Below are 22,863 nucleotides of genomic sequence, written 5' to 3'. Positions count from 1 at the left end.
CTACTTTTTAATTAACCTAGCAATATACTTACCAATGATGTCAAATTCAAGGTTCACTTTATCACCAATTTTCAAGTGTTTCATATTGGTAAATTCCCAGGTATAAGGGATAATAGCTACCGAGAACTGAGTATCTTCACTTTTTGCTACGGTTAAACTGATTCCATTGACAGTAATAGACCCCTGAGGTACAGTTACAAAGTTTCCGTCTGATTCATATTTCATGGTAATAAAATAGCTTCCGTCTTTATTTTCGATTCCGACTACTTCTCCTGTTTTATCAACATGTCCCTGAACGATGTGTCCATCCAGTCTTCCGTCCATTTTCATGCAACGTTCAAGATTGACAACGGTTCCCAGTTCCCATTTTCCAAGATTGGTTTTTTCAAGGGTTTCGTTAATAGCTGTTACTACATATTGATTGTCTTTAATCTCAACCACTGTTAGGCAACATCCGTTATGTGCAAGACTTTGATCAATTTTAAGTTCGTTTGTAAAAGGGCATGTCAGGGTGAAATCTATGTTGCTTCCTTTTTCTTCAATCTTTTCAATAACACCAACTGCTTCAATAATTCCTGTGAACATATTATTTTTTGCTAAATTTGTAAATTATAATCTTCAAAGATAATCAAAATGAGCCCAAAAAACCATAAAGTACGAGTAGGAATTTCAATCGGTGATTTCAATGGCATCGGTCCGGAGATCATCATGAAGTCTCTGACAGACAAAACCATTACGGATTTTTTCACTCCTGTAATTTTTGGTTCCGGAAAATTATTTACTTATCAAAAAAACATTTTCAAGCTGAATCTTAATTTCAACTATGTAAATGAAGCTTCCCAGGCACAAGCCGGCAAACTGAATATGGTGAACCTAACCAAAGAAAATGTTAACGTTGAATTGGGAGTTCCTACAGAAGAATCTACTCAAATGGCTATTGATTCTTTAGAAGCTGCAACGGAAGCTTTGATAAAAGGAGACATTGACGTTTTGGTCACCGCTCCCATCAACAAGGATGAAATGGTAAAAATGGGCTTTAAGCATGCCGGACACACTGGATATTTTGAAGAAAAATTCAGTAAAAAAGGATTAATGTTTCTGGTGACAGAAGGTCTTAAAGTAGCGGTGTCTACCCATCATATTCCTATTTCTCAGATCGCTGAGAACATTTCCAAGGAAAAGATCAAAAAGCAGATCAGAGTATTGAACCAGACACTTATTGAAGATTTCTGCATTCAAAAACCTAAGATTGCCGTATTGGGATTAAATCCCCACGCAGGAGACGGAGGAGTAATCGGGACCGAAGAAATAGAAATCATCAGCCCGGCTATTCAGGAACTTTCGGATAATGGAATTCTGGCATTCGGACCTTTCCCGGCAGACAGCTTCTTCCAGCCGAACAAATACAAAAGCTTTGATGCAGTCTTAGCAATGTATCACGATCAGGGATTAGCTCCGTTTAAAACTCTCGCTTATGAAGAAGGTGTAAATTATACAGCAGGCCTTCCTTTTATCAGAACTTCTCCGGATCATGGAGTGGCATATGACATAGCGGGAAAAAACATTGCAGATGAACAAAGTTTTACAGAAGCGATCTTCACAGCTATTAAAGTTTTCAACAACAGAAGTGAATACAACGAGCTGATGAGCAACCGCCTTCAGCCAAGAAAAATAGCTGTTGATAACGGAATTGACGAGGATCTGCCTGAGGAAACTGAAGCATAAACCGTTAAAACAAATTTTAAATTAATTTGTTTTAGATTTTATTTGTTATTATAAAAAAAATGCATATTTTTGCACACTCATTTTATGGACAAGTTAAGAAACTATGACGTAAGCTTTTCCGGACTTAAAAACGGGAAACACGAGTTCAAGTTTGAGATAGATAATACGTTCTTTCAATTATTTGACACTGAGCAGGAATTTACAAATCCTAGAATAGAAGTACAGGCATTACTTGATAAGCATACTACTTTTCTGGAATTTGAGATTAAAATAAAAGGATTGGTTGAGTTGGTTTGTGATATCACAAATGAAGATTTCGACTATCCTATTGAGAATGAAATCAAAGTTCTGGTGAATTTTGGGGAAGAATACGATGACAGCAATGAAGATGTCATTACAATTCCTACAGGAGATCATGCTTTTAATATCGCACATTTGATATATGAAAATGTCATGCTTTCTATCCCGATGAAAAAAATATCACCGAATGTAAGTGATGAAGATATAAAAATTCTTGACCAGTTCAGTCCAAAAGAAATTGAGGAAACTGAAGAAGAAGAACATGAAAGCGACCCGAGATGGGATGCTTTAAGAAAATTAAGAGACAATAATTAAATAGAATAATTTAAATATGATGAGATGATGAATCTCATCGCTCATCAATTAAAAAAGTTATTAGAAAATGGCACATCCAAAGAGAAGACAGTCGTCGACAAGAAGAGATAAGAGAAGAACTCACTACAAAGCTGTAGTTCCTCAATTAGCTAAAGATGCAACAACAGGAGAGCTTCACCTATACCACAGAGCTCACTGGCATGAAGGAAAATTGTACTACAGAGGTAAAGTAGTATTGGAAAAAGAAGTAGCTGCTACTGAAGAAAACTAAGAGTCGCTTTTCACTGAAAAAGCCTCATTTTAATACAAAAACCGCCCAATTTTGATAAAATTTGGCGGTTTTTTGTTGTTTTTTACGTTTTTTTGGTATCTTTGGATCAAAATCAAATATCAAATTTATGGACATTAAAGACATACAAAATCTTATCAAGTTTGTATCTAAGGCTGAAGTTTCAGAAGTGAAGTACAAGACTAAAGATTTCGAAATCACTATTAAAACTCCATTAGCTGGAAGCGATGCTGTTTATGCACAACCTGCAGTATACCACACAGCTCCACAAGCAGTAGCTGCTCCAGCACCTGTTGCAACTCCTGCTGCTGCACCTGCTGAAAAAGCTGAAGCTGCATCTGATGACAGCAAATATATAACGATCAAATCTCCAATGATTGGTACATTCTACAGAAAACCATCTCCTGATAAAGATGTATTTGCAAATGTAGGTGATGAAGTTTCTGTTGGTAAAGTAGTTTGCGTTATTGAAGCAATGAAGTTATTCAACCAGATTGAATCTGAAGTCAGCGGAAAAATCGTTAAAATTTTAGTTGACGATGCTACTCCGGTAGAATATGACCAACCATTATTCTTAGTAGATCCATCTTAAGGAATTTTAGATTAAAGATTATAAATTTTAGATGAAGTCTTTTCATTTAAAATAATTTAAAATTCAAAATTTATAATTTAAAATTTCGGAGAGATGTTCAAGAAAATATTAATAGCCAATCGTGGCGAAATTGCAATGCGTATTCTACGTACTTGTAAAGAAATGGGGATCAAAACCGTAGCGGTATACTCTACTGCTGATAAAGACAGTCTTCACGTAAGATTTGCTGATGAAGCTGTTTGTATTGGTCCTGCAATGAGCAAAGACTCATATCTTAAAATCCCTAATATTATTGCAGCTGCAGAAATTACCAATGCTGATGCGATTCACCCAGGTTATGGATTCTTATCAGAGAATGCTAACTTCTCAAGAATCTGCCAAAAGAATGGAATCAAGTTCATCGGAGCTTCTCCTGAGCAGATTGAGAAAATGGGAGATAAGGCCAATGCCAAGGCTACCATGAAAGCTGCAGGTGTACCATGTGTACCTGGTTCTGACGGATTGATTGAATCTTATGAGCATGCTGTAAAAGTTGCTGAAGAAACAGGATACCCTGTAATGATTAAAGCAACTGCCGGTGGTGGTGGTAAAGGGATGAGAGCCGTTTGGAAAGCTGAAGACCTTAAAGATCACTGGGAGTCTGCAATTCAGGAAGCTGTAGCTGCCTTTGGAAACGGAGGTATGTATATGGAGAAACTGATTGAAGAACCTAGACACATCGAAATTCAGGTTGCAGGTGACCAATTTGGTAAAGCTTGTCACCTTTCTGAAAGAGACTGTTCTGTACAGAGAAGAAACCAAAAATTAACGGAAGAAACACCTTCTCCGTTTATGACTGACGAACTTCGTGAAAAAATGGGTGATGCTGCTGTAAAAGCTGCTGAATTTATTGGATACGAAGGAGTAGGAACTATCGAATTCCTTGTAGACAAGCACAGAAATTTCTATTTCATGGAAATGAATACAAGAATCCAGGTAGAACACCCTATTACTGAACAGGTTATCGATTATGACCTTATCAGAGAACAAATTCTTCTTGCGGCGGGAACTCCTATTTCAGGAATCAATTATTACCCGAAATTACATTCAATCGAATGTAGAATCAACGCAGAAGACCCATATGCAGACTTCAGACCGTCTCCAGGAAAAATCACAGGATTAAATATTCCTGGCGGACACGGAATCAGAGTAGATACTCACGTATACTCCGGATACAGCATTCCTTCTAACTACGACTCTATGATTGCTAAGCTTATCACTACGGCTCAAACCCGTGAGGAAGCGATTGCAAAAATGAGACGTGCACTTGAGGAATTCTATATTGAAGGAGTAAAAACAACGATTCCTTTCCACAGACAACTGATGGATAATGAAGATTATCTTGCAGGAAACTACACTACAAAGTTCATGGAGGATTTTGTAATGGATAAGAAATATGATAATCATTAAGATTATTTAAAATAAAAATTTTAAACTGCCTCTCTTTGGGGCAGTTTTTTATTTTCGTATATATTAATAACAAGATATGCTGACCAAAATTTTAAAATCAATTATGATAGCCGGCTTCTTCTGGTTTATGATTCATGCTCTGTATATTACTTATGATGGGCTTACGAATTCTAAACAAAAAGCAGACCTTGCTGTAGTTTTCGGGAATAAAGTGAACGAAGATGGCAGTCTTTCTCTACGATTACAAGCAAGATTAGATAAAAGTATTGAACTCTATCAGAAAAACCAAATCAAAGAGATCCTGGTTAGTGGTGGTCTGGGCAAAGAAGGTTACTGGGAAGGTACGGAAATGAAAAAGTATCTGGTAAAAAATAAAATACCTTCAGATAAAATTCTTGTGGATGACTTTGGAGACAACACTGAGAAGACCGTTATCAATACCATAAAAATTGCTGATAGCCTAAAGTATAGCAGTATTATTTCAGTTTCACAGTTTTATCATCAGACCAGAATCAAAAAACTGTTCAGGGAACATCATGTTGAAAATATTGAAGGTTCAAGTCCGCTCTATTTTGAAATAAGAGACTTCTATTCAGTTTTCAGGGAGTTTTTCGCTTATTATTTTTAAAACAACAACAATATATCTGAATCTGTCCAAAAAATCAAAAAAACTGATAGCTTTCACAACTACCTAATATAATTCTCTCACTCTCAACCCATTTCCAGATTAATGAAAATTAATCTGGAAAAATCCGCTTCTTATAAAGATATAATACCTGCTACAATTGACCAGCAAAGAAAATATTCTCTGATCCTACTATATTTTGCCTCAAAATTTACTTCAGTTCTGATCTTTGACTGCATCAGGTATTTGTTCATTGATCTCATTAATATTGCGTAAATTTGTAAAAAACCAACAATATGTCAACAGCAGAAACAACAAAAAATTCACAGTACTTTATTGACCTTGAAGACAAACATGGAGCGCATAACTATCATCCTCTACCAGTAGTTCTGGACCGCGGAGAAGGTGTTTTCGTTTGGGATGTAGAGGGCAAAAGGTATTATGATTTTCTTTCAGCATATTCTGCTGTGAACCAGGGTCACTCGCACCCTAAAATTGTAGAAGCTTTGGTAGAACAAGCTAAAAAACTGGCTTTAACTTCAAGAGCATTCTACAACTCGAAATTAGGAGAATACGAGCAGAAGATCACAACTCTTTTCGGGTTTGACAAAGTATTACCGATGAACTCCGGAGCTGAAGCCGTAGAAACCGCGGTGAAGCTTGCCAGAAAATGGAGCTATGAAGTAAAAGGTATTTCAGAAAATGCTGCAAAGATCATCGTTTGTGAAAATAATTTCCACGGAAGAACAACCACTATTGTTTCTTTCTCCAATGATCCTGATGCTAACCAAAATTACGGACCTTTTACCCCAGGGTTTATCAAAATTCCTTACAATGACATTACCGCACTGGAAGAAGTATTAAGCAGAGAAGCAGGAAATATTGCAGCATTCCTTGTAGAACCTATCCAGGGAGAAGCAGGAGTGTATGTTCCGGATGAGAACTTCCTTAAAAATGCTTCTGAGCTGTGTAAAAAATACAATGTCCTTTTCATTGCCGATGAAGTGCAGACAGGTATTGCAAGAACAGGAAAACTGATTGCTTGTCATCATGAAAATGTACAACCGGATATTTTAATTCTTGGAAAAGCCCTTTCAGGAGGAATGTACCCAGTATCAGCAGTATTAGCCAATGATGAGATCATGAATGTGATTAAGCCGGGACAACACGGTTCTACATTCGGAGGAAACCCAATTGCCTGTGCCGTAGCTGTAGCTGCATTAGATGTAGTAGCTGATGAAAAATTATCTGAAAGAGCAGAAGAACTTGGTCAGATTTTCAGAGCTGAGATCAATAAGTTGATCAAAAAAACAGATCTTATTACCAAAGTAAGAGGAAAGGGTCTTTTAAATGCTATTTTAATCAATCACACTCCGGACAGCTCTACAGCATGGAATCTTTGTTTACAGTTAAAAGAAAACGGATTGCTTGCAAAACCAACACACGGTAACATCATCAGATTAGCACCACCTTTGGTTATTACGGAAGAGCAATTATTAGACTGTGTAAAAATTATTGAAAAAACTATTCTGGAATATAAAGCTTAATTTTCCTTCAGAACAGATTCATAAAAATTAAGATAATTATTGGACATTGCGGTATAACTATATTGCTCTGTCCAATTTTTTATTTCCTGGCTCATTTCTTTTTCATTGCTATGGTAAAGAGCCATTTTCTCCTGAAACAGCTGAGCCATTAATTTCGGTTCAAAACTGTCAAAATAAAAAGCTTTATCTCCTCCTATTTCAGGAAGACTCGTATATGTTGAAAGAAATACAGGCTTACCAAAGGCCATAGCTTCAATCGGCGGAATCCCAAAACCTTCTGCAATAGAAGGATGGCACATGGCTTCGGAATGCTGAATTACTGCATATTTCTCTTCCTCAGAAAGATTTTTAAGAAAATGGACTCTTTGTTCCAGGTGCAGTTCTTTAATTCTTGTTCTCACTTCTTGCCCGTACAATAATTTCTCATCTGAAGCAATAAATACAAGATCTTCTTCTATATAAGGAAGCATTTCAACCAAGGTCAACTGATTTTTTTTGTTGAAAAGCACTCCAATGTTTAAAATATACTTTTTATCTTTTAAATAGCCGTATTTACCCAACTGATATTCTCTATCTGCTGGGAGATCAATTCCGTTGTGTATAACCACAACATCTTTTAGTTTAGTAAAATTAAAAAGCCTCTTATTGCGAATAAAACTCTCTTTTGCATACTCAGAAATACAAACAATATAGTCTGCATTTTTCACATTACTTCTAACTTTCCCAAGCATTTTTCTCTTTTTAGAATTGGAAAGATTCTCATACAGAAAGTTCAGATCATGCAGAGTAACAATTTTTATTGTGCTTTTATAATTTCTATGAAAGTACGAGGACAGCTGGTGACTTACATGAATAAGATCAAACTCGCCGCTAAAACGCTCAAAAAAACGATGGGTTTTATTCCAGAAAACACAATTAGGCTTAGGCTCGAATTCCTCAAGCTGTTCTTTTTTCCCGAAAAAAAATATTTCAAACTTAGAATTCTCCTCCTGTAAACCTTTTGCCAGATTTCTGAATACATTCGCAATCCCTGAATGGGGGTATCTTAGACGTTCGAGATCAATTAAAATTTTTTTCTTCATAAATTTTATAAAAAATAGAATCAAGAATTTCTTTTTCTATTTTTGGGTTATGGTTTTCTTTAAAATAACAAATTCCTTGCATCTTTACATTTTCATAAAAAACATGATCATTCATTAACTGATGAATAGCTTTTGAAAATTCAACAGGATTCTGACTTACTAAACATCCGTTATTTTTTTTATTAATGAGCCCATCTACTCCTCTTCTGTTTGTTACAACTGGTAAACCGTAAGATAGGGCTTCCAATACTTTAATTTTCACACCTGTTCCACTTAGCATCGGACAAATGGCAACTCTTGCATGATTATAAAATTCCTGTAAGTCGTCTACAATCCCATATTTAATGACATTTGGGTAATCTTCTGCAATTGCCTTACCAATCTTACCGATGATATGCACTTTAACATTATTCAACAAAGGTAATACTTCTTTTAAAAACCACTGAATTCCTTTTATATTGTGTGGATTATCGCTGGCAACATAAAGAATATCATATTTAAACTCAGTTTTCTTTTCACTCAAGTTCTCAGGAAATGAAACAGGCATCAAAGTTACTTTCTTATTAGTAAATTGATCAAATATATACTCTTCCTCTACCGAATAAGTCCAGATATTATCATATTGTTTTAAAATGGAAATCTCATCTTGAAATAGTTTTCCAATGGTACATTTGTGGCGGCTCTGTGCAGTAATAAAATCATGAGTATCTATAATTGTATAGGTACTGTCAGACAATTCATTAATGAGTCTTCCCCATGTAGCATAGCTTATTATTGCAAAATCAAAAGTGGATTTTTTAATAATATCCGAAAATTCTTTTCTAAGAATATAGCTTGTTGTATCTATCGAATTTTTTTTGAATAAATAGGGTATTTTATATAAAAAAAGATATTTAATAAAACTCTTTTTATATTTCTTATCTAAAAGATGCAACTGAATATTCGGAAACTTCTCATAAAACAGGGTTTCTTCTTCTTTTTTCCACATTCCCCAATCTCTTAATGAAACAAAAGTCACATCCAGATCCCTGTTCTCATTGAAATAAGAAAGCATATAATTCAGCCTGGTAGTATTTCCGGCCTTTCCAGACATCGGATTATCAGGCATAAAATAAAGCACTTTCTTTTTCATTATATTTATTATTTTTGCGGCTACAAATATGACTATTTAATGAGAGATATAAAAGAATTAATTATAATAATATTAAATTATAACTCCTCTAAAGAGATCATCAGACAGTTATCAACCCTCACCGATAAAGGTGAAATCAGCAATGATTCTTTTATTATTCTTGATAATAACTCTAACGATGGAAAAGAATTAGAAGCCTACTGTAACAGTCATCAGTTTTTCTTTCATCAGATGGGAAATAATCTTGGATATGCCTATGCCAATAATTGGGCCATTAAACAGGCAATTGATTGGGGAAAGAAATATTTTTTTATTCTTAATCCTGATATTCATATAAATGCTCTTACGATTGAACAGCTTTATTTACATTTAAAATCTGATTCTTCATTAGCAGTAATAGGTCCAAGATTGCTTTATCATACCAAACCTAATATCATTTTTTCTGATGGCGGTTTATTATTTCCTAGAAAAGGATTTGAAGGGAATCATATCAATTTTCTGAAAAATGTACAAGATGTACCATCCAAAGGAATGACTTATGATATGGCTTATATCAATGGAAGTGCTATGATGTTCAAAAAGGAAGTTCTGGATGATATGGGATATATGGAAGCAGATTTATTCATGTATTATGAGGAATCGGAATGGTGCTACAGAATCAAAAAAAGTAACCGCTGGAAAATTGCAATTGATACAAACCTTGTGGCTTATCAATCTGACAGCTGCAGAGGAAAAGTTTATGAATACTATATGACCAGAAACAGAATCTGGTTCACAAAAAAACATTCTGGGAATCTATTTTTTGTAATTCGGGAACGTTTGATTGTTGCCCGTAAAAAATTCTTATCTTCAAAAGGAAACATTAAAGAAAACAAATCATTTTCCAGGAATATCCTTAGAGGAATAATTCATGGATTAATCGGAAAAACAGGAAAATTATGAATGAAATCGTATCTATTGTTGTTCCCTGTTATAATCAGGAGAAATACCTTGCTGAAACCTTAGATTCCGTTTTGGCCCAGACTGCAGACACCTGGGAGTGTATCATCGTAAATGATGGTTCAACGGATCATTCTGAAGCAATAATTGATGCTTATTGTGCTAAAGATTTTCGTTTCAGCAAGCTTAATCAGGAAAATCAAGGGCTTGCTGCCAGCAGAAATAGCGGAATAAAAGCGGCAAAAGGAAAATATATTCTCCCTCTGGATGGTGATGATAAAATAGGAGCTCAATATATAGAACTAGCCCAAAAGGAGTTTGCAAAAAATCCAAAGCTTGCATTGGTATACTGTAAAGCTGAATTTTTTGATGCTAAAACTGGGCCTTGGGATCTCAGAAAATACGATTATGAAACCTTATTATTCGCTAACCATCTCTTCTGTTCCGGAATTTTCAAGAAAGAAGATTACCTAAAAACCAACGGGTATGATATCAATATGAAATTTGGATATGAAGACTGGGAATTTTGGATTCAACTTTTAAAGAAAGATGATGTTGTGATACAATTAGATTCTGTACAGTTTTTTTACAGACAAAGAGAAAGCTCCATGTTAAAATCACTGCAAGAAAGTAAAGCCAAACAAAATCAAATGGAGGGATATATTTTTCACAAACATCGTGATCTTTATTCCAAAATCTTAGATTCAGATCTTTCTTTAGCTGAGCTTCAAAATGTATTTGAAACCAGGCAAACCCTAAAAAAAATAAAAAAAACCTTTACGTACAAAACCATTTATAAAGTTGAACGTGCTATAAGATCTCTTTTTTAGAAAAATAAATTACAACTTGAGAGCAAATTACGAAAGAATTTTAGAAGTTTTTATAAGCAAGACTGAAAGAATAGTTGATAATTGTCGAAGAAGAAAATTAGTGAGTTTTACAAATATGATAAGGTTACAGCTATCTGAAATATTTAATGGGTTTGAAACTTATTTCATTGTTGACAGTATGCCTTTGAAAGTATTTAAAATCTCAAATAAGTGAGTTAATACAAGTGTAGATATTCATACGAACGCCCATCAGTATTAACAAAATTAATATTATTTTATTCACCAAATATAGAAATTTAATTATCTTTGCCGGAAAATTATAAATTTCCATGACAAAACTATTAAAAATTTCAACTTTAACTTTATTAACGTTAGCCATCACATCATGCTCAAGAGAAACCGATTCAATGACGGAGCAAACCCCTGTACAAACTGCCAAAAATATGAATGCACAGGAAAAGATTTCATTGACAAAGACTGAGGTACTTGCTGAAAGCCACAGAATATCAAGCCTTAATGCTGGGCAATCTTTAGTTTTAAACTACGGAAATGTGAACTTACATCTGGATCTTCAATTTGATTCTAACCTGGTCCTTTATGCAAGTCCTATCAATTTTTGGGGACCAGTACCTCATCCGGTAAAATGGGCATCCAATACAAATTTGGGTAATGGCGTGGCTCAACCTTTTTTAAATGCACAAACCGATGGTAATTTGGTATTATACAAAGCACAGCCCTATGTTTCAGGAAATGCTATATGGTCAACAAATACATATTCCGGAACCGTTTCAAATCCTAGATTTAAACTTCAAATCATTAAAAAAACGCATGCAATAAATGGTACCCGCTATTATGCAACTTTTATTCTTGAAGGAAATGATTCTGAAAGACACGAAATTGCCGTAGAGGACATTACAAATATCTATTAAATAAAAACTTTTCAACATAAAAAAACTATCTGTTTTCAGATAGTTTTTTTTTATGCTTTTCTTACATAATCAAATGAAACAATTTATTTTTCAAGTTACTTTAAGTAAATTTGCACCAAAATTTAAATTGAAATGGAGAAAGTAAGAGTACGTTTTGCTCCAAGTCCTACCGGACCTTTACATTTGGGAGGCGTAAGAACTGCATTATATGATTACCTTTTTGCTAAAAATCAAGGGGGAGAATTTGTATTAAGAATTGAAGATACAGATACCGCCAGATATGTAGAAGGAGCTGAAGAATACATTGAAGAAGCTTTAGAATGGTGTGGAATTATCCCTGATGAAAGTCCTAAGAAAGGAGGAAAATTTGCCCCTTACAGACAATCTGAAAGAAGAGATATTTATGACAGATATACTGAGCAGATCTTGAAAACAGATTATGCTTATATGGCATTTGATACTCCGGAAGAATTAGATGCTGTACGTGCAGAATTCGAAGCAAACGGAGAAGTTTTCTCTTATGATAATAAAACGAGAAACCGTTTAAAAAACAGTCTTGCACTTTCTGAGGAAGAAGTTCAGAAATTATTGGATGAAAAAACACCATATGTAGTGAGATTCAAAATGCCTGTAGACAGAGTATTGAATCTTGAAGATATCATCCGTGGAAAATCTGCGGTTAATACCAATACATTAGATGATAAAGTTTTGGTAAAAAATGACGGAATGCCAACATACCACTTCGCCAACATCATTGATGACCACGAAATGGAAATTTCTCATGTAATCCGTGGAGAAGAATGGCTGCCATCTCTAGGACTGCATACTTTATTATATGAAGCAATGGGCTGGGAAGCGCCGCAATTTGCTCACCTTTCATTAATATTAAAGCCTGATGTTTCAACTTTAATCAACAAAGATAATATTGATGAGATCACAAAATCTTTCACCGATGAATTTGTGGTGAAGAATGGTCAGTTTTCTTTCGATGAGTCTGCACCGATCATCAAATCATTCTTTGCGGAAGTAAAAAGCCCTAGATTCAAATCTATGTTGGGCGAAAATGATAAAGATAATCCACTAACTGCTGCAGTAAAGCAATTTTTAAAGAAAGGGCTTTCAGGAAAATTAAGCAAAAGAGATGGTGATAAATTTGGATTCCCTGTATTCCCGCTTGACTTCAAAGACCCTGCAACAGATGCTGTTTCTAAAGGATACAGAGAAAACGGATACCTTCCTGATGCATTCATCAATATGGTAGCATTATTAGGATGGTCTCCGGCAGATGATAAAGAAGTTCTTTCTTTAGAAGAAATGGCTAAGGAATTTGATCTTCATAAAGTTCATAAGGCAGGAGCAAGATTCAGCAAAGAAAAATCAGAATGGTTCAACCATCAGTACATTCAGATGAAGTCAGATGAAGAACTTCTTGAAATGCTTAAAAACTCAGGCCTTGATTTATCCAATGCTTCTGACGAAAAGCTATTAAAAGTAATTCCTCTGATGAAGGAAAGGGCTACTTTCCCTAAAGACATCTATGAAAACGGAAAATTCTTCTTTGAAGCCCCAACCTCATATGATGAAAAAGCATCTAAAAAAGCATGGAATGACGAAACATCTGCTATTTTAGGAGAATTGGCTACCCTATTCCAATCTACAGACTTCGTTGCAGAAACAATAAAGCAAACGATGCATGATTTCGCGGAAAATAAAGGCTTGGGAATGGGTAAAGTAATGATGCCACTTCGTTTAGCTTTGGTAGGAGAATTGAAAGGACCAGACGTTCCGGACATTCTGGAAATCATTGGAAAAGAGGAAAGTATCGCCAGAATAAGCAATGCTATAAATAATTTTAAATAAAATTACCATAATTTTTCATACATTTGAAAGATTTAATTTACTTCAAGAAATGGAATATTTAAGTTTCGAACTTCCTATCAAAGAATTGATGGACCAATACCAGACGTGTTCTTTAGTAGGAGAAGAAAGTGGTGTTGATGTAAAATTAGCATGCAGCCAGATTGAGGATAAGATTTTAGAAAAGAAAAAAGAAATCTATAGCAATCTTACACCTTGGCAAAGAGTACAACTGTCCCGTCACCCGGATCGTCCTTATACATTGGACTATATCCACGGAATGGCAGACAAAGGCAGTTTCTTAGAACTTCACGGAGACAGAAATTTCGCTGATGATCCGGCAATGATTGGAGGATTGATGACCCTGGATGGTCAGAGAGTAATGATCATAGGGACTCAAAAAGGAAGAACAACTAAGGAAAGACAGCATAGAAGATTCGGGATGCCAAATCCTGAAGGATACAGAAAAGCTTTAAGACTAATGAAGCTTGCTGAGAAATTCAACATTCCTGTAGTAACTTTAGTGGATACACCGGGAGCTTATCCAGGATTAGAAGCTGAAGAAAGAGGACAAGGTGAAGCGATTGCAAGAAATATTTTTGAAATGGTTCAGCTGAAAACGCCGATCTTCACTTACATTATTGGAGAAGGAGCAAGTGGTGGAGCATTAGGAATAGGTGTAGGTAATAAAGTATATATGCTGGAAAACACATGGTATACGGTAATTGCGCCAGAAAGTTGCTCTTCTATCTTATGGAGAAACTGGGATCATAAGGAAGATGCTGCTAATGCATTAAACCTTACTCCTCAGGATGCTTTAAGAGAAAAGTTCATTGACGGAATTATTGAGGAACCCCTAGGAGGTGCTCACTACGACCAGGAGACCACTTATTTGAACTTGAAAAATTCTATTTTACAAAATATCAAAGCGTTCTCTAAATTTACAGGACAAGAGCTTGAAACCCAGAGACAGGATAAATTCATTGCGATGGGTCAGTTTAAAGGATAAAAAATAAAAAAGGTTAAGAAAATTTCTTAACCTTTTTTATTTTAGTTTTCTTCTTCATTAATCAGCAATATTGAGAGCAATCTCTATATCCTGAGTAATTTTTTTCAGTGAAGAATATTTTGCATCACACACCATTGTAGTCAATACATATTCTCCTTTATCAATCAAAATAAAGTTTTCCCCTCGGGCAGGAACACTTAAATTATAATATTTTTTACCACTTATTTTCACGATCAGATTACAGCTTGATCTGTTTTTAATATTGATATACGCTTCATTCTTATTGATATCATTATTAAAAAGGTGTGTAAGCATGGCCGCTGTCTTCTTATTCGCTTCACTAGGTTCCGATTTCACCGAAGAACCTGCACTTTTTGCAGTCCCTGCTGAAGCATAGTTTGCCAATCTTTCTTCTTTCAATGCATTGATGGCATTATTTACTTTATCCGCATTCTTGCTATTATTGGCAGTAGATGCTTTATTGGCAGCCATTACTTTCCCACTATTCAGCTCATTATTTTTAACAATATTTTCAATTTTTTCTTTGCTGATCGGCCTTATGGTAGGTTTTGCTTCAGGTGAATTATCAGCCATGATAATATCCATCAACCTTTTTTTAAAGAAATCTGTTCGTGCATGTCCAGGATTTTGTTTAATAAAACCGGCAATCACTCTTGTTTCTTTTGAGACCTCTGCTTCCTGCTCCGTATAAATAATCACTGTTTCTTTTTCAACAACAGCTTTAGATTTTGTTTTTTTCTTTTTTTGAGAAAAACCAAGCGCAAAAATGCTTACAAAAAGGAGAAGGAAGATTTTTTTCATTAATCAAATCTTTAAAATAGTATTAAATATATTAATAACGTGAAAAGTCATTTTTTAGTTTATCATTAAAATCATTATCTTTGCACTGCTCTAAAATTAAGCTAAAAATTAATACTAATCTTAAATAAAAAATAATAGATATTATGTCTTATACACCAGTTGCTGCAGATGTAGCTAAATTAAGAAACCAAACAGGTGCAGGTATGATGGACTGCAAAAAAGCTCTAGTTGAAGCAGAAGGAGACTTCGAAAAAGCAGTGGATATCCTTAGAAAAAAAGGACAAAAAGTTGCTGCTAACAGAGCTGACAGAGAATCTACTGAAGGAGCTGTAATCGCAAGAGTAAACGAAGATAACACTTTAGGTGCTATTATCTCTTTAAACTGCGAAACTGACTTCGTTGGTAAAAACGAAGCTTTCATCGAGCTAGCTTACGAATTAGCTGAAATGGCAATCTTCGCTGCTACTAAAGAAGAATTATTAGCTACAGATTTCCACGGAATGACTGTTGCTGAGAAATTGATTGAGCAGACAGGTGTTATCGGTGAAAAAATCGAAATTGGTACATTCGAAAGAATCGAAGGACCATTCCTAGGAGCTTACATCCACGCAGGAAACAAAATTGCTGCAATTACTTCTCTTTCTGCAAAAGTAGACGGAGCTGATGAAGTTGCTAAATCTGTTTCTATGCAAGCTGCTGCGATGAACCCAATCGCTCTTGACGAAACTAGAGTTTCTCAAGAAACTATCGACAAAGAATTAGAGATCGAAAGACACAAACTTACTGAAGAAGGTAAGCCTGCAAACATCATCGATAATATCTTGAAAGGTAAAATGCAAAGATTCTACAAAGACAACACTTTGGTACACCAAGACTTCATTAAAGACTCTAGTATCTCAGTTGCTGATTATGTAAAATCTGTAAATGCAGATCTAAAAGTAACAGGATTTATAAGAGTAAGCTTATAATCCAGCTTTTTAAAATATAGAATCCCGGTGAAATTATTCACCGGGATTTTTTTATGGACTATCTTAATGAATATGAACGCAAAATGAAGCAAATTTTAAATATTCAACAATTCTAAAGCAAATCAAAATTCCAAGTTTTTTTTATATAAAATTGTGATGATTAATACTTAAATTTGCGGCCCTTATAGTAACGCATGAAAAAATTTCTACTAGCTTTTTGCACATTTTTTTGTTTATTAGTTAATGCCCAATTGGATACAGAACACTGGTTCGCTCCTATGTCTGCAAGCAGTCTTCAGGGTACTCCCAAAGGTTATTTGTACCTGTCTACTAATGAAACAGTCCCTTTTACTGTACAGATTTTTAACAATAATAATCTTATTGCCTCGGTACAACTCAGTAAAGGAAACCCTATAGAACAGTCTATATCCAATAATATGATGATTGCTTCTACAGCAGCCAACCTGTTTAAGTCTGTTTCAATGGGGCTGCATGTTAAAGGCAGTAAAAAGTTTTTTGCCAGCTACAGATTTGCAGTGAAAGATCAGGCAGAATTTATTACTTCAAAAGGACTAGCCGGTCTTGGAAAAACCTTCTTTGTAGGAATGGCCCCCAATACATCAGCCAAGCCTTATGTAAATTCCACTATTGGGATTACCGCTACTGAAGATAATACGACTGTAACGCTATCAGGATATAATCAGAATGTAGTCTTCTCCGACTTAGTATCCGCTCCATCCAGAACGTTTACCATTGATAAAGGAAAATCATATATCATTGAAGCACAAAGCGACCTTAATACCAACAACTTGAAAGGATTAGTAGGCGCGAAAATTGTTGCTAACAAACCTATATCCGTCACTAACGGAAACTTTAACAGCATCTATACAACCCAAAACAGCACAAATGTTGATGTATTGATGGATCAGTCTGTTCCTGTTGAAAGATTAGGAAAAGACTTCATAATGGTAAAAGGAAACGGTCCGGCAAATTCTGGAATGGAAGCTGCTGTAGTAGTTGCCACAGTAAACAATACAAAACTTACGGTAAATGGTGCTCCACTAGGACCTACCCTAAATGCAGGTGACCATTATGTTGTACAGGGAACGCATTACACTTCTCAGGCTAACGGAAACTTTAACATGAGCATTTCCGCAACCAATAATGTATATGTCTATCAACTACTAGCAGGAACTTCCACCGGGAATATTTATGCTACAGGAGGGATGAACTTTATTCCACCTTTGAGCTGCTTTCTCCCTACCGAGATCAACGAAATTGGATTCATTAATAAAATAGGAAGTGATTCTTTTACTGCAAGACTTAATATTATTACCCAAACCGGAGCCACAGTAACAGTTAACGGAAATCCAATCACAACTAACGGACCTGCTCCAGTAAACGGAAACCCAAACTGGGTTACTTACTCAATTCCTACTATAACAGGAAACGTTACAGTACAATCAACCAAACCAGTCACCGCAGGTATTGCCGCAGGAAACGGAGCTGTAGGATACGGCGGATATTTTGCAGGATTCTCATCGATCCCGGTGATTACTAAAACTGGTGATTGTTATAACGGAGTCATTTTACAAGTAGAGTCTGGCTATGATGACTATAAATGGTACCGTGACGGTGTTGAAATCCCAGGTGCTATCACCTCTACTATCAGCCCAGACTTATATGGTTCTGGGATCTATACCTGTAAAATCACCAAAAATAGTTGTGAAACTAGGCTTACTGCAGAATACGATTATACAACTTGTCCACCTATTACAACCACAACTTATGATATTGGCTCATGTAATACACAAGTAATTATTCCTGCATTTACCCATTCAACCCAACCTGTAGTTCCTGCCAACACCAATATTATTGTACAACCAACTAATGGGACAGTTGCGATTAATCCTACAACAGGCCAAATTACCTATACTCCTAATGCAGGGATGGCTGCAGATTTTACAGATACCTTCACTTATTATATTCAGGGCAATGGAAGTCCTGCTGCGTTTGAGTATTTTAAAATTGTAGTCAATACCCATATCTTAAAAGTGACCAATGATGTGCTATTTTCCTGTGCTGCAGCTAATGGAAACGGAACTTACAATCTGCAAGCGGCCAGCGTCACTCAAACTCCGGGAGTTACAATAACTTATTTTACCAATGCTAATTTAACAGGGCCAATTGCCAATCCTCTAAATTATACTGGTCCTGCAGGGAACGTATATGCCAATGTAACTTTTTATGGATGTTCTAAAATAGCGACCATTACTTTAAATACATTTCCTATACCTGTTATCAACACTACCAGCTTCAATGCTAATAGCTGTGGAAGTGATGTTGATGGAAGCGTACATATCAACTTTGACAATGTTACTCCACTGATTGTGGCTAATTCACCGATTTTTACAGTAAAATATTATCTTAGCCAGGCTGATGCGATTGCAGGAAATAGCAATACACTTCCTACCAACTGGACCTATACAGCCAACACAACAGTGTATGTAAGAGCAACGGGGAACACTGGAAGTTGCCCTCCAGTCTTCGGACAGATTAATTTTACTATAGGAAACAAAATTCCATTGATTACGAATAATGCAACCGCTGATGTCTGTGATAATGATATTAACGGTTCTGAACAAGTAAATCTGAATGATTATAAAGGTTTATTTACCGTTGATCCGCTTGTTATCTTATCTTTTTATGCCTCTGCAGCTGATGCGCAAACAGGAACTAATCCAATCTCAGCATCACAGATCCTTACTTCTTCAGGAGGTACTTTTTACATAAGATTCCAAAGCAATACAGCATGTGCAAATACAGGTAGTTTAACACTTAATTTAAAAGTACCTAAAAAATCGACAACACTTCAAGATAAGATCATCTGTTCCAATGACAAAATCCTTTTGGATGCTGGACCTGGATTTTCATCCTATTTATGGAGCAATGGAGCTACTGCCCAAAGCATTAGTGCTTCTGCAGGAAATTATTATGTAGACCTTGGATCTAATGGATGTGTGTACCGTCAATATGTAAAAGTTAATACGGCTCAGTCTCCTGTCATTTCAAAAATAGAGGTTTCTGGTACCACAGCAACGGTTTATGTAACAGGCGGAACTCCTCCTTACAGATATTCATTAAATGGTTTTGATTATCAGTCTTCCAATGTGTTTACAGGATTATATAAAGGGACTCATACGGTATATGTATTAGGTGCTGACGGATGTCGTCATGTAACTAAAAACTTCCTGATTGTTAATATTATCAATACGATTACTCCGAATGGAGATGGCATTAATGATACCCTGAACTATTCAGAAGTAGGAATCAAACAAAATGTATCCATAGAAGTTTCAGATCGATATGGAAACCCTGTGTATAAATCTTCCGATAAGAATTACATCTGGGACGGAAAATCGAACGGAAGAAATCTTCCTACGGGAACTTATTGGTATGTTATAAAATGGATTGAACCGGACACTCAATTACCAGTTTCGTATTCAGGATGGCTTTTAATTAAAAATCGGGAATAATTTTCAACTTTTATTTACATTTTATTAAAAGTATTTGATTTTTTATTTTAATTTTGTAGAAATCCTAATTCCATACACATGAAAAGATTTCTACTCAGTTTGGTACTAATTTTTTTTACAATTAATACCCTCTTCGCGCAAAGGGATACTGAACACTGGATTGCACCTTATTATACCAACCCCGTTGGAGGTTACCAAAATAAGGTGTATTTATCTACTGATTCTACCACTCCTTTTCCCGTGCAAATATTCAGTGCCAATACCCTTATAGGTACTGTTACTATTGCTAAAGGAGATCCCCAAACATATAATATTGAAGATCCAAGCCTTATCTCTGCCAGCGGAATAACCGATGCTTTTGTTATAGGCACAAAAGGACTTTATTTGAAAGCAGAAAAGCCTTTCTATTGCAGTTTACGAATTGCACAAAGTGCCCATGGCGAAATTATTACCAGTAAAGGGAAAGCAGGTATTGGTAATAAGTTTTTCGTAGCAGCCGGTCCCAACACAAGGGAAAGTGGTGCCAGTACAGATAATTTTACAGCAGGAATTCTTGCCACTGAAGATAATACGAGTGTTGTAGTAACCTGGAATACTCCCGGGCTAAAATTCATCAATGGAAATCCTCCTGGCCAAAGTCATTCGTTTGTATTAAATAAAGGGCAATCCTTTATTTTTGCTGGAAAAACGGATGATGCAGCGGTTAATAACAAAGGCTTTATTGGAGCTAAAATCGTTACAAGTAAACCTGTAACTCTTACCAATGGTAACTGTAATGGTAACTTCACTACCAGTCCGAGTGGTTCTGACCCTATCCTTGACCAATCTGTACCTGTAGACAGATTAGGGAATACATTTGCTATGGTGAGAAGTAAATCTGAAGATCCTACCTTAAATATGGAGGGAGGGATTGTTATTGCCACAGAAGATAACACTGAAATTTTTCTTAACGGATCCACCACTCCTATTGCAACCCGAAATGCAGGACAATGGTATAGAATCAACGAAACCAGCTATGTAGCTCAAGGTGGAGGTCATTCTAATATGTTTGTTTCCACATCCAAGAATGTATACCTTTATCAATTTGTAGGAACTGACAGCGACGCGACCAACGGATTCAATTATATTCCGCCATTGAACTGTTTCTTACCAAGAAAAATTGACGAAATTGGGAAGATCAATGAAATGCCTGGTATTACTTCTACTATTAAATTAAAACTGAATATCGTAACTGAAGTTGGAGCCAGTGTATTGGTAAATGGAGTTCCTCCTACTGCAGCCCAAGGACCATACCCTTTAACAGGAAATTCACTATGGGTAACCTATTCATTAGAAAACTTCCCTCCAAACCTTACTATTACCTCTACTAAAGCAGTAACTGCCGGAATTAACGGTGGCTATAGTTCAGCTGGGTACGGCGGATATTTTGCAGGATTCTCATCAGTTCCTGTAATTGCTAAAAAATCAGGAGATTGTGTTCCCGGGATTGTTCTGCAAGTAGATGATACGTATGATACCTATCAATGGTTTCTTAATGACGTTGCCATTTCTGGTGCTACTACTTATACCTATTCACCAACGCAACCTGGTTATTATACGGTAAAAGTAACTATGGGAGCGTGTCAATCACTTACAACACCTATTTACAAAGTCACTAACTGTTTAAAGAAGACGATTAAAAATGAGCCTGCTTGTTCTACTAAGGTCATTACCCCAACATTCTCTTCTTCAACACAGACTCCAGTGATAAGTACTATAAAGATTCTTACCCCTCCATCTAATGGAACTGCGGTACTTAATCCGGATGGTACAATTACCTATACACCGAAACCTAATTTCGAAGGTACAGATAAAATTGTTTATACATTCTGTGGTGACTCTCCAGACTTTATGGATTGTGAAGAAGTTACCCTAAACCTTACAGTTGTCCCTTTCATTGTGAAGGATGCCACTATTAAAGCTTGTTGGTATGATGTAGCTCCTTATGCTTATTTTGACCTGACCAAAGCTAACGTTACAGATTACGGAAATGCAATAAAAAAATATTACCGTACATTAAAAGATCTTACTGCAGGAATTAACGAAATTACTGCAACAACCAACTATCCTGCAACAGGAGGAATAGTATATGTAAAAATTACCACTGAACAAGGATGTGAGGCTACTGCAAAAATTGAACTTATCCCACTTCCTATTAAAAAATCCCCGATTCTTGTAGATAAATACATCTGTATTGATGCTAAAACGGATCTGGATGCAGGTACTGGATATGATTCTTATCAGTGGAGTACGGGAGCAACGACTTCAGGAATCAGAGGTGTAGGTGTAGGTGAATACAGTGTAATTCTTGAGAAAAACGGATGTTTCATTACCCAGGTTGTAAGAGTAAGAAAAGCTGTTGATCCGGTTATTCAACAAATTGAAATTAATAACACTACAGCTACTGTAGTTGTAGTAGGTGGTAAAGCCCCTTACAAATATTCAGTTGACGGAACTACAAACTGGCAGGATTCTAACACTTTTACAGGATTAACCAGAGGCCAACATAAATTCTATGTAAAAGATGCTTACAACTGTACCCCTGTTTCAGCAGAAGTTACCGTTCCTAATTTATTGAATGCCATTACTCCTAATGGAGATAACATCAATGACTACATCGATTACAGTGATCTTGCTTACAAGGACAACCTTAGCTTTGTTGTTTATGATAGATATGGAAATATGATATTTACCGGAAATAAGTTTAACAATTACAGATGGGATGGAAGACATTTCGACAAAAAACTTGTAACAGGTACTTATTGGTATCACGTTTCCTGGAATGAATCTAACAAAGAAAAGACTGAGATAAAATATACTGGCTGGATTATGGTAAAAAACAGAGAATAATCATCCAGATTTAAAATTTTTCAAAACC

General features: G+C 35.7%; 19 protein-coding genes. 15 read left to right on the top strand and 4 right to left on the bottom strand.

Annotation, left to right across the window (positions count from 1 at the left end; genetic code table 11):
• The gene (locus tag EG344_RS13615) at positions 1-585 is read right to left on the bottom strand and encodes a riboflavin synthase (RefSeq protein WP_123909883.1); all 585 of its coding nucleotides are present in this window, start codon (positions 583-585) and stop codon (positions 1-3) included.
• Between the two features lie 48 nt (positions 586-633).
• On the opposite strand from EG344_RS13615, the gene pdxA reads away from it, so the two are divergent.
• The 7 genes from pdxA to rocD all read left to right on the top strand — a co-directional run bounded on the left by pdxA (position 634) and on the right by rocD (position 6,842).
• On the top strand, positions 634-1,725 hold the full coding sequence (gene pdxA, locus EG344_RS13610) for a 4-hydroxythreonine-4-phosphate dehydrogenase PdxA (RefSeq protein ID WP_123909882.1): 1,092 nt from the start codon (positions 634-636) through the stop codon (positions 1,723-1,725).
• Positions 1,726-1,809: 84 nt separating this feature from the next.
• Positions 1,810-2,340, top strand: a complete 531-nt coding sequence (locus EG344_RS13605) for a YceD family protein (RefSeq protein ID WP_123909881.1) — start codon at positions 1,810-1,812, stop codon at positions 2,338-2,340.
• A gap of 67 nt (positions 2,341-2,407) precedes the next feature.
• Positions 2,408-2,611 (top strand): 50S ribosomal protein L32, encoded by a 204-nt coding sequence (gene rpmF, locus EG344_RS13600; RefSeq protein ID WP_002976251.1) that lies wholly within the window; start codon positions 2,408-2,410, stop codon positions 2,609-2,611.
• 127 nt (positions 2,612-2,738) lie between these two features.
• Positions 2,739-3,221 carry an acetyl-CoA carboxylase biotin carboxyl carrier protein gene (gene accB, locus EG344_RS13595; protein WP_123909880.1) on the top strand — a complete coding sequence of 161 codons (483 nt, stop codon included), beginning with the start codon at positions 2,739-2,741 and terminating at the stop codon, positions 3,219-3,221.
• 93 nt (positions 3,222-3,314) lie between these two features.
• Positions 3,315-4,670 (top strand): acetyl-CoA carboxylase biotin carboxylase subunit, encoded by a 1,356-nt coding sequence (accC, locus tag EG344_RS13590; RefSeq protein ID WP_123857964.1) that lies wholly within the window; start codon positions 3,315-3,317, stop codon positions 4,668-4,670.
• 76 nt (positions 4,671-4,746) lie between these two features.
• Complete coding sequence (locus EG344_RS13585) at positions 4,747-5,298, top strand: YdcF family protein (RefSeq protein WP_123909879.1); 552 nt, start codon at positions 4,747-4,749, stop codon at positions 5,296-5,298.
• Positions 5,299-5,591: 293 nt separating this feature from the next.
• Positions 5,592-6,842 (top strand): ornithine--oxo-acid transaminase, encoded by a 1,251-nt coding sequence (gene rocD / locus EG344_RS13580; RefSeq protein ID WP_123909878.1) that lies wholly within the window; start codon positions 5,592-5,594, stop codon positions 6,840-6,842.
• Here the strand turns inward: rocD and EG344_RS13575 are convergent.
• Both EG344_RS13575 and EG344_RS13570 read right to left on the bottom strand, forming a co-directional pair.
• Positions 6,839-7,924, bottom strand: coding sequence for a glycosyltransferase family 4 protein (locus tag EG344_RS13575; RefSeq protein WP_123909877.1), 1,086 nt, complete (start codon positions 7,922-7,924; stop codon positions 6,839-6,841). The genes rocD and EG344_RS13575 overlap by 4 nt on opposite strands.
• Positions 7,902-9,056, bottom strand: a complete 1,155-nt coding sequence (locus EG344_RS13570) for a glycosyltransferase (RefSeq protein ID WP_164464436.1) — start codon at positions 9,054-9,056, stop codon at positions 7,902-7,904. Before EG344_RS13570 ends, EG344_RS13575 begins: the two co-directional genes overlap by 23 nt.
• 39 nt (positions 9,057-9,095) lie before the next feature.
• On the opposite strand from EG344_RS13570, the gene EG344_RS13565 reads away from it, so the two are divergent.
• From EG344_RS13565 to EG344_RS13545, 5 genes are all read left to right on the top strand, one after another.
• Positions 9,096-9,998 (top strand): glycosyltransferase, encoded by a 903-nt coding sequence (locus EG344_RS13565; RefSeq protein WP_123909876.1) that lies wholly within the window; start codon positions 9,096-9,098, stop codon positions 9,996-9,998.
• Positions 9,995-10,825, top strand: coding sequence for a glycosyltransferase family 2 protein (locus EG344_RS13560; RefSeq protein WP_123909875.1), 831 nt, complete (start codon positions 9,995-9,997; stop codon positions 10,823-10,825). Before EG344_RS13565 ends, EG344_RS13560 begins: the two co-directional genes overlap by 4 nt.
• Positions 10,826-11,154: 329 nt before the next feature.
• Positions 11,155-11,754, top strand: coding sequence for a hypothetical protein (locus tag EG344_RS13555; RefSeq protein ID WP_123909874.1), 600 nt, complete (start codon positions 11,155-11,157; stop codon positions 11,752-11,754).
• Positions 11,755-11,886: 132 nt separating this feature from the next.
• Positions 11,887-13,614 (top strand): glutamate--tRNA ligase, encoded by a 1,728-nt coding sequence (gene gltX / locus EG344_RS13550; protein WP_123909873.1) that lies wholly within the window; start codon positions 11,887-11,889, stop codon positions 13,612-13,614.
• A 49-nt stretch (positions 13,615-13,663) separates the two neighbouring features.
• The gene (locus tag EG344_RS13545) at positions 13,664-14,620 is read left to right on the top strand and encodes an acetyl-CoA carboxylase carboxyltransferase subunit alpha (RefSeq protein WP_123857973.1); all 957 of its coding nucleotides are present in this window, start codon (positions 13,664-13,666) and stop codon (positions 14,618-14,620) included.
• A gap of 57 nt (positions 14,621-14,677) precedes the next feature.
• Here the strand turns inward: EG344_RS13545 and EG344_RS13540 are convergent, their stop codons facing one another.
• Positions 14,678-15,442 (bottom strand): DUF6759 domain-containing protein, encoded by a 765-nt coding sequence (locus EG344_RS13540; RefSeq protein ID WP_123909872.1) that lies wholly within the window; start codon positions 15,440-15,442, stop codon positions 14,678-14,680.
• Between the two features lie 143 nt (positions 15,443-15,585).
• On the opposite strand from EG344_RS13540, the gene tsf reads away from it, so the two are divergent.
• From tsf to EG344_RS13525, 3 genes are all read left to right on the top strand, one after another.
• Positions 15,586-16,410 (top strand): translation elongation factor Ts, encoded by an 825-nt coding sequence (gene tsf, locus EG344_RS13535; protein ID WP_065395353.1) that lies wholly within the window; start codon positions 15,586-15,588, stop codon positions 16,408-16,410.
• A gap of 251 nt (positions 16,411-16,661) precedes the next feature.
• Positions 16,662-19,946: a T9SS type B sorting domain-containing protein gene (locus EG344_RS13530; protein WP_164464435.1), complete on the top strand. Its 3,285-nt coding sequence runs from the start codon at positions 16,662-16,664 to the stop codon at positions 19,944-19,946.
• A 78-nt stretch (positions 19,947-20,024) separates the two neighbouring features.
• Complete coding sequence (locus tag EG344_RS13525; protein ID WP_123909870.1) at positions 20,025-22,835, top strand: gliding motility-associated C-terminal domain-containing protein; 2,811 nt, start codon at positions 20,025-20,027, stop codon at positions 22,833-22,835.
• Positions 22,836-22,863: the final 28 nt, after the last annotated feature.

Origin of the sequence: Chryseobacterium sp. G0162 (genome assembly GCF_003815715.1) — a bacterium.
Taxonomy (GTDB): domain Bacteria; phylum Bacteroidota; class Bacteroidia; order Flavobacteriales; family Weeksellaceae; genus Chryseobacterium.
This window is presented reverse-complemented; position numbering and strand designations above follow the sequence as displayed.

Bases quoted from the DNA above. Each gene is read 5' to 3' on its own strand.
- rpmF (WP_002976251.1), top strand. From the start codon at position 2,408: ATGGCACATCCAAAGAGAAGACAGTCGTCGACAAGAAGAGATAAGAGA.
- EG344_RS13615 (WP_123909883.1), bottom strand. From the start codon at position 585: ATGTTCACAGGAATTATTGAAGCAGTTGGTGTTATTGAAAAGATTGAA.
- accC (WP_123857964.1), top strand. From the start codon at position 3,315: ATGTTCAAGAAAATATTAATAGCCAATCGTGGCGAAATTGCAATGCGT.
- EG344_RS13565 (WP_123909876.1), top strand. From the start codon at position 9,096: ATGAGAGATATAAAAGAATTAATTATAATAATATTAAATTATAACTCC.
- EG344_RS13555 (WP_123909874.1), top strand. From the start codon at position 11,155: ATGACAAAACTATTAAAAATTTCAACTTTAACTTTATTAACGTTAGCC.
- rocD (WP_123909878.1), top strand. From the start codon at position 5,592: ATGTCAACAGCAGAAACAACAAAAAATTCACAGTACTTTATTGACCTT.
- EG344_RS13525 (WP_123909870.1), top strand. From the start codon at position 20,025: ATGAAAAGATTTCTACTCAGTTTGGTACTAATTTTTTTTACAATTAAT.
- accB (WP_123909880.1), top strand. From the start codon at position 2,739: ATGGACATTAAAGACATACAAAATCTTATCAAGTTTGTATCTAAGGCT.
- EG344_RS13560 (WP_123909875.1), top strand. From the start codon at position 9,995: ATGAATGAAATCGTATCTATTGTTGTTCCCTGTTATAATCAGGAGAAA.
- pdxA (WP_123909882.1), top strand. From the start codon at position 634: ATGAGCCCAAAAAACCATAAAGTACGAGTAGGAATTTCAATCGGTGAT.
- EG344_RS13545 (WP_123857973.1), top strand. From the start codon at position 13,664: ATGGAATATTTAAGTTTCGAACTTCCTATCAAAGAATTGATGGACCAA.
- EG344_RS13570 (WP_164464436.1), bottom strand. From the start codon at position 9,056: ATGAAAAAGAAAGTGCTTTATTTTATGCCTGATAATCCGATGTCTGGA.
- tsf (WP_065395353.1), top strand. From the start codon at position 15,586: ATGTCTTATACACCAGTTGCTGCAGATGTAGCTAAATTAAGAAACCAA.
- EG344_RS13585 (WP_123909879.1), top strand. From the start codon at position 4,747: ATGCTGACCAAAATTTTAAAATCAATTATGATAGCCGGCTTCTTCTGG.
- EG344_RS13575 (WP_123909877.1), bottom strand. From the start codon at position 7,924: ATGAAGAAAAAAATTTTAATTGATCTCGAACGTCTAAGATACCCCCAT.
- EG344_RS13540 (WP_123909872.1), bottom strand. From the start codon at position 15,442: ATGAAAAAAATCTTCCTTCTCCTTTTTGTAAGCATTTTTGCGCTTGGT.
- gltX (WP_123909873.1), top strand. From the start codon at position 11,887: ATGGAGAAAGTAAGAGTACGTTTTGCTCCAAGTCCTACCGGACCTTTA.
- EG344_RS13605 (WP_123909881.1), top strand. From the start codon at position 1,810: ATGGACAAGTTAAGAAACTATGACGTAAGCTTTTCCGGACTTAAAAAC.